Source organism: Nonomuraea sp. NPDC050643 (genome assembly GCF_040654715.1).
In the GTDB taxonomy this organism is placed as follows: domain Bacteria; phylum Actinomycetota; class Actinomycetes; order Streptosporangiales; family Streptosporangiaceae; genus Nonomuraea.
The window spans coordinates 89,787-103,965 of sequence record NZ_JBFAIM010000038.1 but is presented as its reverse complement, the minus strand read 5'-3'; the positions used below and the strand labels follow the sequence as shown (position 1 = coordinate 103,965).

11 protein-coding genes and 1 pseudogene are annotated in these 14,179 nt (G+C 67.0%); 9 read left to right on the top strand and 3 right to left on the bottom strand.

The features are described from left to right. Positions 1-15 precede the first annotated feature (15 nt). Positions 16-924, top strand: a complete 909-nt coding sequence (locus AB0I15_RS38995) for a TniB family NTP-binding protein (protein WP_358107406.1) — start codon at positions 16-18, stop codon at positions 922-924. Between the two features lie 11 nt (positions 925-935). Further along, complete coding sequence (locus AB0I15_RS38990; RefSeq protein WP_358107341.1) at positions 936-1,955, top strand: TniQ family protein; 1,020 nt, start codon at positions 936-938, stop codon at positions 1,953-1,955. Between the two features lie 18 nt (positions 1,956-1,973). On the opposite strand, the gene AB0I15_RS38985 is transcribed toward AB0I15_RS38990, so the two are convergent. Next, on the bottom strand, positions 1,974-2,492 hold the full coding sequence (locus AB0I15_RS38985) for a hypothetical protein (RefSeq protein ID WP_358107338.1): 519 nt from the start codon (positions 2,490-2,492) through the stop codon (positions 1,974-1,976). Between the two features lie 10 nt (positions 2,493-2,502). After that, complete coding sequence (locus tag AB0I15_RS38980; protein WP_358107335.1) at positions 2,503-3,093, bottom strand: recombinase family protein; 591 nt, start codon at positions 3,091-3,093, stop codon at positions 2,503-2,505. Positions 3,094-4,013: 920 nt separating this feature from the next. On the opposite strand from AB0I15_RS38980, the gene AB0I15_RS38975 reads away from it, so the two are divergent. The 7 genes from AB0I15_RS38975 (at position 4,014) to AB0I15_RS38945 (ending at position 12,825) form a co-directional block, all read left to right on the top strand. Beyond that, complete coding sequence (locus AB0I15_RS38975; RefSeq protein WP_358107332.1) at positions 4,014-4,214, top strand: hypothetical protein; 201 nt, start codon at positions 4,014-4,016, stop codon at positions 4,212-4,214. A gap of 63 nt (positions 4,215-4,277) precedes the next feature. Further along, positions 4,278-5,168, top strand: a complete 891-nt coding sequence (locus AB0I15_RS38970; RefSeq protein WP_358107329.1) for a hypothetical protein — start codon at positions 4,278-4,280, stop codon at positions 5,166-5,168. A gap of 304 nt (positions 5,169-5,472) precedes the next feature. Further along, entirely contained in the window at positions 5,473-7,707 is a 2,235-nt protein-coding gene (locus AB0I15_RS38965; protein ID WP_358107326.1) for a hypothetical protein, read from the top strand. Beyond that, positions 7,700-8,956, top strand: a complete 1,257-nt coding sequence (locus AB0I15_RS38960; protein WP_358107323.1) for a hypothetical protein — start codon at positions 7,700-7,702, stop codon at positions 8,954-8,956. The genes AB0I15_RS38965 and AB0I15_RS38960 overlap by 8 nt, the downstream gene beginning before the upstream one ends. 14 nt (positions 8,957-8,970) lie before the next feature. Then, a complete protein-coding gene (locus AB0I15_RS38955; protein ID WP_358107320.1) occupies positions 8,971-9,177 on the top strand; it encodes a hypothetical protein in 207 nt (68 codons plus the stop codon). Beyond that, positions 9,174-10,247 carry a hypothetical protein gene (locus AB0I15_RS38950; RefSeq protein WP_358107317.1) on the top strand — a complete coding sequence of 358 codons (1,074 nt, stop codon included), beginning with the start codon at positions 9,174-9,176 and terminating at the stop codon, positions 10,245-10,247. The genes AB0I15_RS38955 and AB0I15_RS38950 overlap by 4 nt, the downstream gene beginning before the upstream one ends. A 28-nt stretch (positions 10,248-10,275) precedes the next feature. Further along, the gene (locus tag AB0I15_RS38945) at positions 10,276-12,825 is read left to right on the top strand and encodes an amidase domain-containing protein (RefSeq protein ID WP_358107314.1); all 2,550 of its coding nucleotides are present in this window, start codon (positions 10,276-10,278) and stop codon (positions 12,823-12,825) included. Between the two features lie 157 nt (positions 12,826-12,982). Here the strand turns inward: AB0I15_RS38945 and AB0I15_RS38940 are convergent. After that, a pseudogene (locus AB0I15_RS38940) lies at positions 12,983-13,736 on the bottom strand (transposase); the annotation flags it as partial. Between the last annotated feature and the right edge of the window lie 443 nt (positions 13,737-14,179).

The window sequence follows — 14,179 nt, the reverse complement described above, 5'->3', positions numbered from 1 at the left end:
CGGCCAGGCATCGAGCTGGAGCCGGGCCCGGAAGAGGACCTGTCGCACCTGCATGACAGCGTCCGGCCGGTGGCCCGGCTGCCCGCCGCCGAGCGGCTGGCCCGGGTACGGGCGGATCGGTGGATCGGCTACACCCGCGCCAGGCAGGCACTGGACCAGTTGCACACGCTGCTGGACTGGCCGGCCAAGCAGCGGATGCCGAACCTGCTGGTGATCGGGCCGACCAACAACGGCAAGTCGATGATCGTGGAGAAGTTCCGGCGCTCGCACCCGCCGATCTCGCACCCGGATCGCGAACAGGTCCCGGTGCTGGTCGTGCAGATGCCGTCCGATCCGCATGTAGCCCGCTTCTACACCGCGCTGCTGAGCGCGCTTGGCGCGCCGCTGCGGCCCCGGCAGCGGCTGGCCGAGCTGGAGCAGCTCGCGGTGCGGCTGCTGCGGCAGGCCGGCGTGCGGATGCTGGTGATCGACGAACTGCACAACGTGCTGGCCGGGCGGGATGGGGTGCGTCGCGAGTTCCTCAATCTGCTGCGCTTCCTGGGCAACGAGCTGAAGATCCCGCTGGTCGGCGTCGGTACCCGGGACGCCTACCTGGTGATCCGCTCTGATGACCAGCTGGAGAACCGCTTCGCTCCGTTCGTGCTGCCGCGCTGGGAGGCCGGCCGGGAGGCGAGCATGCTGCTGGCCAGCTTCGCCGCCGCCTTCCCGCTGCGCCGCCCCTCCTCCCTGGCCACCGCGGAGATGACCGACTATCTGCTGGCCCGCAGCGAGGGCACCATTGGGGAGTTGGCCGCGCTGCTCACCGAGGCCGCCGTCGCGGCTATCGAGTCCGGCGAGGAGGCCATCACCCAGCGCACCCTGCTGCTGGCCGGCTACGCCGGGCCGACCGAGCGGCGCCGCAAGTTCGAACGCGAGTTGCTGTGAGGAGCGCGGGCGTGCCGGACGGGGCGCGCCGCTGGCCCGTGCACCCCGAGCCCGCCCCCGGCGAGGCGCTCACCTCCTGGCTCGGCCGTCTGGCCGGGCTGTACCGCCTGTCGGTCGAACAGCTGCTGACCTATAACCTCGGTCCGGCGTCAGCGCAGTTCGACGTCGTACGCCCACGCGACGCAGCCCTGGACTACCAGGTGCCCGCTTTTGACGTCGTACGCCCACGCGAGGCAGACCTGGACTACCAGGCGCCCGCTGCCGTCTTACGAGCGCTCACCGCGCGGACCGGCATCGCGGTAGGCCGGTTGCGCCGGATGACGATCTCCGGGTGTGTGCCGTGGCTGGCCGACACTCTGGATCCCGCCGACGGCCAGAAGGCATTCTCTGCCTATGTCCGGCAGGACTCGGTAGTGCTGCCGCCGGGCCGGGCTGGATATCACGTCGTCAACCACTGGGTGCCCTGGCTGCCAGCGCGCAGCCGCCCATGGCGGACGGCACGACGGGTCTGCCCCACCTGCCCAGCCGACCGCGGCATCCTCCTGCTCGCCGCGCTCCCCCTCATGATCAGCTGCGCTGAACACGGATGCCGTTTGGAACGAGTCCACGAGGTTCGCCGGGCTCACCGCTACGGCGAGCCGATGACCCCCCGCCCGGTCCCCGACGCCGTCGCCGCGCTGGACAGGCTCACCTTTGAAGGCATCGCCACCGGGAGTGTCACACTACCCTCGCGCACGGTGCACGTCGGGGAATGGCTACGCCTGCTGCGTACGCTGCTGGACGAGGTCAGCATGGTCGCCTCCCGGGCCGGCCCCGGCTCGGCCACCATGCTGCACCAGATCTGGGACACCGCGGACTTGCCGTTCCGGGCTGGTCTGATCCTCTGGCGGCCGTACGAGCGGCTGAGCCCGGCACATCAGGAAGCGATGCTGCACGCGGCGGCCACCGCAGTGCAGCTGGCCGCTGACGGGAGGATCATTCCCGGTGGCACGCTCGGCGCGGCGCTGCAGCCCGCTTCCCATCGGCGGTAGGGGGGAATACGCCTCGGCTTAGTCGATGAGGTTCACAGCGCGGCGGAAGGTCGCGGCGTCTACTTCCAGGTCCGCGAGGACCTTGCGCCAGTTCGCAGTCTCGTCTTCGTCCATGTCGACCCAGTTCTGGTCGCCGAACTCGCGGGCGAACTCGCCGACGTGCTCGGCGGTCTCGGCCAGCTTGTTCAGCACAGTGCCGACGCTCATCCCGCCGGTGGGGGTGGTACGGAAACGGTAGAGCAGCAGCGGCAGGTCGGCGGCCGCAGTGGCCATGGCGGTGGCTTGCCGCTCGATCTCGCGGTTGATGTTGCCCAGGTCGGTGAGTGGACCGGTGTGGATCAGTTCCACCGCTGGGATGAGCCCGGCGTTGATCGCTGACTCCAGGTAGTTGCGGGCGCCGGGGAGGCTGTCGTTCCGCTCCTCCTCGGTCAGTTCCTCCCACGTCGGCACAAACGTGCAGTCGTGGGCGAACTGCTGGCGGGCCTTGGCCAGGGTCAGCACACGCGGGTCGTCGAGCGGGATCTGCGGCAGCGTCACAGCGCGCTCCTCAGGGAGTCGGGGGCTGGTCAGTGTGCTTGCTCTCAGCAGCGACTGCGAGGGTCTTGTGGACGACTCCGACGGAGACCTTCACCCCGGCGGCGATGGTGCGGATGGATTCCCCGCGTCGGCGACGGTCGAGGATCGCGGCGCGCTTGTCGTCGTCGACCACGGGGCGGCGGCCTCCGACTCTGCCTTGCTTTCGGGCCGTCTCCAGGCCGTTCCTGGTCTTGCGGACGATGTCGCGGCGGCGGTCCTCGGCCAGGGCGAGGGCCAGGTCGAGGATGAAGGAGCGTTCGGTGTGCTCGCCGGCGCCGATGCCCTCCAGGACCTTGACGCCCACGCCCTGCTGGAACAGGTCGTTGAGGACGATCAGTCCTTCCAGGAGGTTGCGGCCAAGCCGGTCGACTTCCTGGACGGTCAGCAGGTCGCCCTCGCGGATGTAGGACAGCGCGGTGAGCAGGTCGGGCCGGTCACTGGTGGCGAGCTTGCCGCTGGCCTTCTCCTCGATGACCTTCAGACAGATCGGATCGAGGGCGTCATGCTGCCGCTGGGTCTTCTGCTTGTCGGTGCTGACCCGGACCAGTCCGATGAGCGCCATGGCGAGCACCTCCGTTCATCAAACGTCACGTGCGAGGTACCTGAACGGTAGCAGGGCACGGCCGAAGATGAACGGCAAAATGAACATCCAAACCGGACACTGCGCACGGAGCCCCGTTCGGCCGGGCGTCCTGGGGTTGCGTTCGTCAAACGCTCGTTAGATGAACGCCGCACCTGACGGCCAGGGAGTCGCAGAGCCTGGGAAACGCACCCCACGTTTCTGGCAACCGCCAACTCGTTAGGGAGTCACCGTTGTGCTGGTGGTGTCGGGGATCAGTCCACAGTTCAGCGCAGACTGGAGCCAGTTGCGCACCTCGGGAAGGGACTGGCGGCGCTCTTCCTCGGTGAGGTCGTCCCAGAGCTGTGACGTGCCACGGTTGATGTCGCTGTTTCTGCCGCACTCTTGTCGTGCTGGTTCAGCGAAGCTTCAGGGCGGCGGCTCTGGCCCGCGATCACACCGCTTATCGCGGGCCGGGGCCACGCTCGAGCTACTTGGGAGAACCGGCTTCCCGCAAGCTACCTTTCGGTAGAGCAGCGCTCCGGCCTAGCGATGGCGCGAACCTCAAGGGTGCCTCTGTCGCGTGGCATGGCCTCGGGCATGCGGACTACCGGCTTCGCCAAGGCCCGCGTGGTTGGGGGTTTGCGTCGACGGCATGGCGGCGGGATCAACCACGGCGGACGTGCGTTCGTCGCAGGCGCAGGAGTTCGAGGACGATCCTTTCCGCTACAGGAGTGATCTGCATAACACATCTTCACTATCTCTTTTGCCTGATCTCCCACTCAGGATATAAGCTGCAATAGACAACCTGGCGGGTCTCGCCCGGCCCGCAAACAGCTCGTATGTGCGTGCAGGCGTGCACACCTTCCATGGTCACGTCAGGTCGAGGCGACGCGCGAGCTCTCCTAAGACAGGATGTCAAAATGGAAAAGGTTACCAGAGAGCAATTTCAAAAAGATCCGGCTCTCTATATGGAGAAGGCGGAGAAGGAACAGTCGGTCGCCGTAGTCGCCCACGATGGTAGCGTAGACTTCGTAATCGGTAGCTCATCCTCAGGTGTTCTACCAGTAGATGAGGCAGAAACTGCCGAGCTGGATAAACTCGGATATCTCGACGCAGAGTGAGCCCAGCTTAATTCCAACGGGATTCAGCCTTCGCCCCCCTTAGCGAGATCAAGGGAGGACAGCATGACCCATGAGGATCAACCACGGCTTGCTCGATCTGAAACGCGTCGTCTTAAAGACGATCGCGTGGGCACATGGTCCAATCTCGACGATTACCTCAAGTTCTTCATTGATATTAATTGGCTTCCTGACGGATCGACCGAGGAGACTCTTGTCGACCACCCTGAGGTCTGCAACGAAATAATCCGCCATTGGCTAGGACAGGGGCAGACCTCCTGTCGGTTCGCTTCTGGCCTGGCACGAAAGCTGCTACTAAAAGAGCAGAACCCGGAACAGGAACCGGAAATTGTCAAGTGGCGGGCATTCATATTCTCCCGAAAGCTCAGTGGCGCGACCTTCTGCGACGACATGCGGAATATCTTGAGGTCCGCTAAGGATCCTGGCGTCGAGGCGATCCATTTCGTGTTCCCATACGTCAGAAGCCCGGGCGCGTTGGTTGACCTAATAAACGCGTTGTCCTCATGTGACGGATGGTGGTGGGTCCCGATATCACAGGACTCCCAAGGCAATCCCACGCCGCGAGACGAGATGCTTATCTCGCTACGTTATCTAATCTCAACGGAAGAATCGGTCGCGAGCTGGACTCTCGGTTTTGGACCGTTTGATTTCCTCGCATTCACTCGGCGAGCGCCCATCACGACCATCGCAATGCGAGTAAACTCAAAGAAGCGGGTAACGACCGACGCTCCTGACCAACTGGGAAACATGCCCGTACATCTAGCGGACATGGATTCCTTGATTTCGAGAGAGAAGTTCCCCGGAGTAGTGTGTTCTACGGAGAACAACAAGAAAAACATCCTTAACGACGAGCTGCTTCGGGCGGCGCGAGCCAGAGTAACGTTTAGAATACCTATGGAATATGCCGACAGGCTGATTCACAAGCCGTCCCCTTGATTAGGCAGCCCCGCTGTAAATCTCAGCGAGTGTCGCAGACCCCGGCCCGTTCGGCGCATAGGCGTGTGGGGAGGCGTCGGTGCACGTCAAGAGTCGATGGGAGCCCCTTGGATGCGACTTGGGGCAGCTCAGGGAATGAACAAAAGCGGTGAGAAGGAAGGGCAACTTGAGCACGGTGCGTTCTACATGAGAGGAGCCGCTCATGCCGCCACCGACCGAGCCTGCCGGGACGCCGTTTCGGAACGTCGATAGCTTCGCCACGCCACCGCCCCCGGGCGAGAGCGTCACCGCGACAGTGCCCGCTATGCCGTTCCTCTCGGTTTACGAGCTCGCCGAGCCGGTGGAGGCGGACCCGGCGGCCGACTCGTACATGACCTTCCTCAACGAACTGCATGACGAGGAGATCGACGAGGCGCTCTTCGAGCTCGTAGACGAAGCCGCCGGACTATACCGGGACGGGCTTCAGAACGGCCAAGGCGACCCGGGGACCGCGAGGCAGGCGCTTGAGCAGCATTTCTCCCCGTTGGCGAGCGAACTGGAGGCGATGCTCGACCATCTGGCCCACGAGTTCACCGAGCGCGCCCCAGCCGGTCTTGAGGATGCCGAAGTCGGTTCGCTCGTCGATGCCTATCAGCCGGCGAACCGGCTCGGCCCTAGCTTCGAGCGCTTCTTCGGCGGGCTCAAGAGGCTCGTCAAGAAAGTGGCCGGTGCCGCCAGGAAGGGCATCGGAGCGCTCGCCAAGCTCGGCCTTGGCCCGGTCCTCGCCAAGCTCAAGGGCCTGATCAGGCCGCTGCTGCAGAAGGTGCTGACCGCCGCCATCAACAAGCTGCCGCCGGCGCTGCAGCCGATTGCCCAAAAACTGGCCCGGCGTCTGCCCTTCCTACGCGAGCTGGAGGAGGAGCCAGAGCCGCAGACAGATGCCGGTCTCGACGTCACCGAGCTGCAACACGAGTTCAACCAGCAAGTCGCGGACCTGGCGTTCGCCGACAGCGAGCCCGCGCTGGAGCTGGAGCTGGCCCAGGTGCGGGCGCAGCCCACCTTGCCGTCGGCGACGCTCGCCGAATTTGAACGGGCGCAGGAGCTGTTCATCGCCCGGCTGAGTGAGCTCAAGGACGGTGAGGACCCGACGCCCCACATTGAGAGTTTCCTGCCGGCCCTGATCCCGGTCATCCGGCTGGGCTTCCGGCTGGGCGGCCGGAAACGCGTGGTGAAGTTCCTGGCCCGCCTGATCGGCAAGCTGATCAAGAGATTCGTGGGCCCCCAGTACGCGCCAGCGCTGTCGAAGGCGATCGTGGACGTCGGCCTGCGGATGATGGGTCTGGAGGTGAGCCCGGACGAGGAGAACCGGGCGGCGCCGGCGGCGGTCGCCGCCACCGTCGTCGACACGGTGCGGCAGGTCGCTGCGCTGCCTGAAAGCACGCTCGACGACCCCACTCTCCTGGAGGCGTTCGCGCTCGAGGCGTTCGAGCAGGCGGCCGCCGCCAACCTGCCGCCGGTGCTGCCGGACGCCGTTTATCGAGAACGGCCCGATCTGCGGGTCACTGGTGGCGTGCGGGGCTGCTGGCTGCCCAGGCCGGGCTACAAGAAGTTCAGCCGGGTCTTCACCACCACGCTCACGCCGCAGCAGGCCGAGGCCGTGCCAACCGTCGGCGGCGTGACGCTAGCCGACTTCCTGCAGGAACAGCTCGGCGTGGCGCCCGGCGACACCGTGGAAGCCGAGGTGCATGTGTACGAGAGCGTGCCGGGCACGACGCTGCCCGACCTTGTACGCGCGGAGGCCGCGGTCGTGCCCGGACTCGCCAGCGGCGTCGAGCAGGCCGCCGCCCAGTTCCATCCGCTCACCCCGGCCGCCGCGGGCGTGCTGCTCGGCGAGCCGCTGCTCGGCCGCCCGGTCTCGGCCAAGGCGATGGGCAGTCGGCGGGCACTTGATCTTGGCCAGCGGCTGTACCACCTGGCTGTCCGCGGCCAGCGCGCGCTCCTAGCGGCCCAGCCCGACGGACGCGCACCGATGCGGCGCCACAGCGGGGTACACGTGACGATCGATTTCCCTGCCGGCGCCATTTGGGTACGGCTGTTCCTGGGAGAGTACCGCGCCCAGAAGCTGGCCGTCCGGCTGCGCCAGGCGGGGCACCCGGGTTCGGCGGCGGTGTCCCTGAACGGCCTGCTGGAGCGAGGGCTGCGGGCCGCGCTCAGCGGCCGGGTGCGTGGCCGGGTACGGCTCGTGCATGAGGCCCTGACCCCCGAGCAGGCGCTCGGCACCGGACTGCGGCTGCTCGCCCCCGCCGCCGTGGAGTCACTGGCGGGCAAGCTGCGGGAATGGCTGATTGCCGCGCTCACGGACTTCCTGTCCAAGTGGGGAGCGCGGCTCGTCGCCGCCACAGAGGATGCCAAGGACGGCGTCACGATCATTTTCACCCTGCGGGGCGTACCTGGCCTCGCCGCGCTGCGCCAGGCGCTCAAGGGAGGGCCGTGGACGTCGTCTGGCCAGGGGGCGCCTTCGGTCGAGGTGGACGTGGTGGCCGGGTATGACCATGGCTGAGCCAGACCTCGACGCATCACGCACCCAGGTGGCCCGGCAGGTCGCCCATTGGGCGGCAGCCGCGCGAAGCCTGCGCGATCTGGACGAGATGGCTTCCGCGCAAGCGTGGGCAGGGCTGGAAAGCTACCTCGGGCTCGCCATACGACGCCACCTGACCGGCGTCGTCGACCGGCTCCTAGGGGAGGCCGCCACGCTCAAGGCCGAGCTGGCGGCCGCCGAAACCGCTGCGGCGCTGGAGCTGGTACAGCGGCACGTGCTCGCGTTCACCCGGCGCTACCTGCGCGCCGAGATCACCGTTGACTTCTACACCGACGCTGTCAAGACCCGGACCAACCCCCGCATCGCCGGGCTGCTGCGCGCCTGCGACACACTCGCCTACCGCAGCCTGGCCCAGCCCCTGGACCAGCTCGGCCGGCCGGTTCCCGTCGTGCTGTCATACGTGGACACCGGCCGGGGCGCCGCCATCCTGAAAGCGGGGCTGCGGCTGTGGGACGGCGCAAGCGAGAGCCCCGCTGCCGCAATCAAGATCGCCAGGCACAACCTGCTCCGCCCGACGGCGCTGATCCACGAGGCCGGGCACCAGTTCGCCCACGCCTGCGGCTGGACCGGGGAGTTCGCCGCGGCGCTGCGCCGCGACCTGCCGTCCGGCGCGGCCCAGGCATGGTCGGAATGGGCGTCGGAGGTGGCCGCCGACGCGTTCGCCTTCGCCCACACCGGCTACGCCGCCGTCGCGGCACTGCACGATGTGGTGGCGGGCGAGACCGCCGAGGTCCACCGGGCGATCCCCGGCGATCCTCACCCGCCCGCCTACCTGCGGGTCCTGCTGGGCGTCCAGATGTGCCGCGCACACTACGGCGCGGGCCCCTGGGACGACCTGGCCGAGGCGTGGATCGCCGCCCACCCGGCGCGCGAGGCGGATCCGGGCACCGACGACCTGCTACGCGACTGCCTGCCCGCGCTCGGTGACGTCGTACGGCTGAGCATCGACACCCCCATGAAGGCGTTCGCGGGGCGGCCGCTGGGCGCCCTGGTGCCCCCGGCCCATGTCCATCCCAAGACACTCGACGAGCTGGAGCAGCGTCTGGGCCCGGCACTTTACAACTCGACGCACTGGATCTGGACCGAGGCGCTGCGCCTGCTGGCCCTGACCGGGCTCCGGATGGCAACCCAGCCGGACCAGGCCGCGGAAACCGTACGTGTCCAGGAGAGCTGGATGCTCCGGCTCGGCGGCGTCGTACCGGCGACATGAGCGAGGAGATAGAGATGACCACTGACATTCCACCGCTGCCGGACGAGGTCAAGGAGGCGATCGCCGCCTACGACGAGCTCAGCAAGGTACTGGCGGTGCCCGGCGACGGACAAGAGTGGCCGGCCGACCGTACCTGGCACCTGCCCCCCTTCGGGGCTGCGCAGGACCCGCAGCCCGATACCGGGGAGTCGGAGATCCCCCACGAGAACGAAGGGGCGTGACGGCGATGTTCAGACGCTTCGCGGGCAGCATCCCTGACGGGGCAAGAAGGCTTTTCCGCCTCCACCCTTTCCAGCTGTCCGCCCTGCTGGAGCTGGCATGGGATCTGCGGGCGAACGACCAGGCCGTGATCCTGGGCGAGCCTCGCCATCGGAGCGACCTGCCCGGCCTGTTCGCCGCCCTCGGCAGCGCAGCCGCGGGCGGTTTCCGGGGCCAGCCGACGAATGTCCAGTGGGATCACCTGATCTACGCCTACATGATCGAGAACACTCGGGTGTACGACATCTTCCAGCGTGTGATCGGCGAGTTCGTCTCGGGGGAACGGTTGGGCGTGCCGGACCCTGCCAGCCAGCACTGGCTTCGCAACACCGAGGAGCTCTTCTATCGGGAACCCCCGGCGTTCACGATCAGCGCCATCACCAGCTACGTCCGACCCGACCTGGACGCGATCCGGCGTAACAGCTACCAGCGCATGTTCGACATGGAACTCAACCACGGCATGGACGACAACCGCCCGTACACCTATCCGAGGGCCGACGCGGCGAACCGCACCTTCGTCGCGACCTTCGAGGAGTTCCTCCGTGAAGTCTGGATTGCCATCATCAGCGTACGCAACGAGACGGGCACCAACCCCACCGACAACGCGAAGATCGCGGACCTGGCCGACAAGCTCCGGGACATGCTCCTGGCGCGCCGGCAGAACGGAAACCTGTCGCGGGAAGAGCATGTCTTCACCGCGATGATGTCCTGGTTCCACCTCACGCTGGAATTCAACTCGCCCATTGTCGACACACTCCGGGCCCAGGCCCCGAGCCCCGAACAGCGACTCTTCAAGATCGCAGAACGGGTGGGGCTGCCCGCGCACGGGCTGTCCAAGAGCTTCTTCGACATCGCCGATCCGATCTCCAGGATCCTCATCGCGATCGAGAAAGGCCTGTTCGCCAACGTGGCGGCGGTCCCCGCACTCTACACGCCGACGGGCGCCCCGGTCCGTGACATCGGAACCATCATCACGCACTGGTCCGTGATCTCCGGCCGCGACATGAAGGCCGGCAAGGTGGCGGCGAGCTGAGCCGAAGCTCCGGCAGCAGGAGGTCATCGTGTCCGAATACCAGATCCACCCGTCCGAAAACCTGGAATCGCCCCTCCTGTACGTGGAGCCGGACCGCACGCCCGATGCGGATCCGCCCGGCGTCGCAGCGTTGGAGGCCGAGACTCCGTTCGCGGGCCCCTGGCAGCCATCGGTGACCACGCCCGCGCCGGAGGAAGGCCTGCCGTCGATGATCGAAGGGCTGCCGGTGGCCGTCCCGTCCTCCTGGCAGGAGGAGGCGTCACCGGCTGCCCGACCCAATGACGACGCCGACGACGGGCACAGCCGCCTCCGCGTCCGTCAACGGCCGGACGAGGCGATCGCCGTACCCGAGGTGCGTCAGGCCGGGGAGTCGCCCTTTGAATCCCTGGCCTCGCTGTTTGAGGCGGAGGTCCCCGCACCGGAGCCACCCCAGTGGGTATCGCCCATGGCAGAGTGGTCCGGCCATCCCTCGCGCTGTCCGCGCGACTCCGACGACGAGACCCCGCTGGAGGAGGCCTGGGGTGAGAACATCCCTGCCGAAGCCTACGAGCCGGAGGTTGAACCGGACCACGAGGACGACACCCAGGAGTTCGAGACCGGTGGCGGAGTCGTCACCCCCCAGATCTCCGAGGCCCTCAACCGGAGAGACTGGGCAGCGGCGCTGCGGGTGGCGATCGAGCAGGGCTGGCGCGACGACGCCGCGCTCACCAATCTGGTCTTCTTCGCCCAGCACCCCGAACTCGGCGGAAAGGCCCTGGACGCCAGGGCCCCCGGTGACGCAAAGCTGGCCCAGGAATGGGTCCGCATCCGAGACCATGAGGTCTGGGCCGCAGTCCAGACCTCAGCTCGCAACGCGTCGTTGGCCGTGTCCGAGGAACTGGTCGCGGACGGACACCGGCAGTTCTGGGGCAAGGCGGGGCGACGCTTCAAGGACTTGATCGTCTCCGCCGCTCGGGACGTCGACCTCGACCCCGGCCTGCTAGCGGCATCGCTGCTCGCAGAAAGGGGGCGGGCCCTATATCTCACTTCGGAGAAGGTCAGATCGTACGGGGTCGGTGCCGACGACTTCTACGACCTTCGCTCAGCTCTGGAAGCAGCCGTGCCGGCCTATCGCCACGTCGGCTGGGACAAGAGGCAGACTCCAGAAGAACACCTCAACGACGCCGACAAACCGCGGATGATCAAGACCATCAAGCTCGATTCCGGGCCTGATGCCCTGCTCGCCAGCGCCGTCTGCCTCAAGTACGGCGAGATCGTGCTGCGCAAGTTCGCCGCGGATCGGCACCGTGACTTCGACGCACTCCCCATCGAGGTGCGGTTCGCGCTTACCCGGATGACATTCCCCGCGGGCCGGCGCGGGGCCCAGACCCGTCTGGCCCTCGTCCTCGACGGAAAGGACGTACTGGTGCGTGACTGGACGCCGCCCCGCAGGAAATACACCGAACGCAACGCCACAATTCGCGCCGCGCAAGCACTGCACCTCTCGGAATGGATCTTCCATACGAGGGCGCCCGCCCCTACGTCAACACTTCCTCCGTCCACGCCGGAGGCTGGGCCGACGTGGGAGACGAGCCCTGCGTGGGAGGCCGAGCCCGCCGAGGGGACCTTCAAGGACGCGCAGACATCGCCCACCAACGACTTGGTCACCGAGGTCACCGAGACCGTCCATCGGCTACTGCTCCCCTCCATGTCGTTCGAAGGCAGTGGCTGGTTGATCGGCCGGACGCTGCGGGACGTCGCCGCGCGCATCGCCGTCCAAGACGCCATCGACCGAGGTGAGCGTAATGAGAACGCCTTGACCGACATCGGCTTCTCGGCCAGGCACCCGAGCCGACCACCCGGCGCGATCCGCCGCGACGACCCGCAGTTCGCCGAGCTGAGCACCGACTGGTGCAACGTGCGCGACAGGATCGTCCGCCCCGCGCTGGCCGGACGCTCGGCGCGAATCGGCTATGACCGCGCTGGCGCCCTGGCCTACGCCCGCAAATACTGGCGTCGGCCATGCGACGACCAATTCATCGCGACCAGGACGAGCGCCAACTTCATCAAGGTCCCGGTCGGCACCGTATTCGAGCACGAGTTCGCGAGCGACGGAACCTCGAAGGAACGCGAGCACGCTGCGCTGCCCGATGGCTCCGTCATACCGTTTGAGCAACTCGACGACTGCACGCACTTCATCTCGTGCTGCATTGGGGAGCGCCCCGGTGAGAGGTGCGGCGGCATCAAGCTCACCTACCGGCAACTCGGCTCACCGCCCCACGCGCCGTACGGCATCGTGCGGGCCAGCACCATGGTGGACCTCCTGACCGGTCGGATGAAGGGTCACCCGAAGCATGCCGAGATCGTCGCGGAGAAGACTGAGGACGAAAGCCAGGTCGCCCGTCTCGAACCCGGCGACCTCATCGCCTACTTCCACAAGCAGCACGGGACCTACACACACCTAGCAATGCTGCTGGAGGGGGGCTTGATCGCCTGTCACTCCTACGCTCGCTCCGATCAGGCTGAGTGCACCTGGTCCAACAGGTGGAACATCGGTCGCGGCACTCACCTTTGGACCTTCCTTCACCTCGGCAGGTGACCCACGCGCCGGCTCCGATGGTTATCTCGTGTAGTCAAGCGAACTGGCTGGTCAGCCGCTTGAAGGTCTGTCAGGGTCGGGTAGCCGGGGCGCATTGCTGCTATGTAAGGGACTGTACAAAGAACGGCTCTGTCTCTCTTTCGGTGGTGACGGAGCGTTAGGCCAACAGGATGCGGTGGCGGAGCAGCATGAAGCCGGCGCGGCCGTGCATCTGGCGCATGATGCGCTTGGTCTTTATGTGGTGTTCACGCCTTCGGTGCCGCCGTTGTGGAAGGGCAGAGTGACGGCCGCGTGGACGGCGTCGCGGTCCTGGTCGAGGCCGCGGATGAAGGCGTGCACGTGAGGGAGGTCGGCGGCGCGGGCGGTGGTGATCCACGTGCTGAGGCGGTCGGCGTTGCCCTTGCTCGGCCGGAGCAGGTCGGCAAAGTCGCGGACGAGCCCGGCCAGGTCGATCATCTCGGGGCAGGCCGTGGTGAGCTCGTTGAGCAGCCGGCGATGCTCGTCTTTGAGGTTGTCGGGCCGGGTGAGCAGGAGCCGGGCGAGGCGGCGTGGGGAGATGAGCAGGCGGTCGGCTTCGACCCGGCCTTGGGTGATGTAGCGGTAGAGGAGATTGAAGCTGCCCGGGTAGCCGAAGGCTTTGATCTCGTTGAACAGGTGCAGGACGGGGACGGCGGGGTCGTCGGTTCGGCGGCGTTGAGGTGGTCGCGGTAGGGGTCGACGAGGGTCGGCCGGTACTGCGGGGCGCGTTGCAGGCGTTCGGGTTCGGACACGCGCGCGTAGCGTTTGACGGTGTTGAGGCCCAGATTGAGGCGGCGGGCGCACTCCAGCAGGCCAACTCCCTTGCCGAGCAGGTCGTGGACCTGGTGCCAGCGCTCGCGGGTGGTCTGGGCGCGTTTGCCGTCCTTGATCGGGGGTCCGGCCTTGGCCCAGCAGGCACTATGTGTGGCGACTTCCTTGGTGACGGCCTCACCGAAGTTGTTGGGTCGGACCGGGGCGCCCTGCCGGGATTACTCCCGGTGGGTTTCCCCGGTCCGCCCGCCGAACCCGGCGTGCGGCTCTCACCGCACCGGGCTCTCCACGAGTTCATGCCGTTGGAGTAGGGCCGGTCAGGACCTCCGGCCAAGGGCCGTCCACCGATTACTCATCGTGAGTAGCGGACCTGGGTCGTCGGGCCGGCCGCCATCGCAGCGTCTCGAATCCTTCGCGCCCCCGACCTCTGCACATTTGGCGAACCCGACTCTGTGCCGGAATCCGTACGCCGACACCCGGGCTGAGTTCGGTCAACTTGGCCTACGTGAAAGAAGAGATCATCATCCTCTGACCTGCTGGAAGGGTCCGGCAACCCTAGATAACC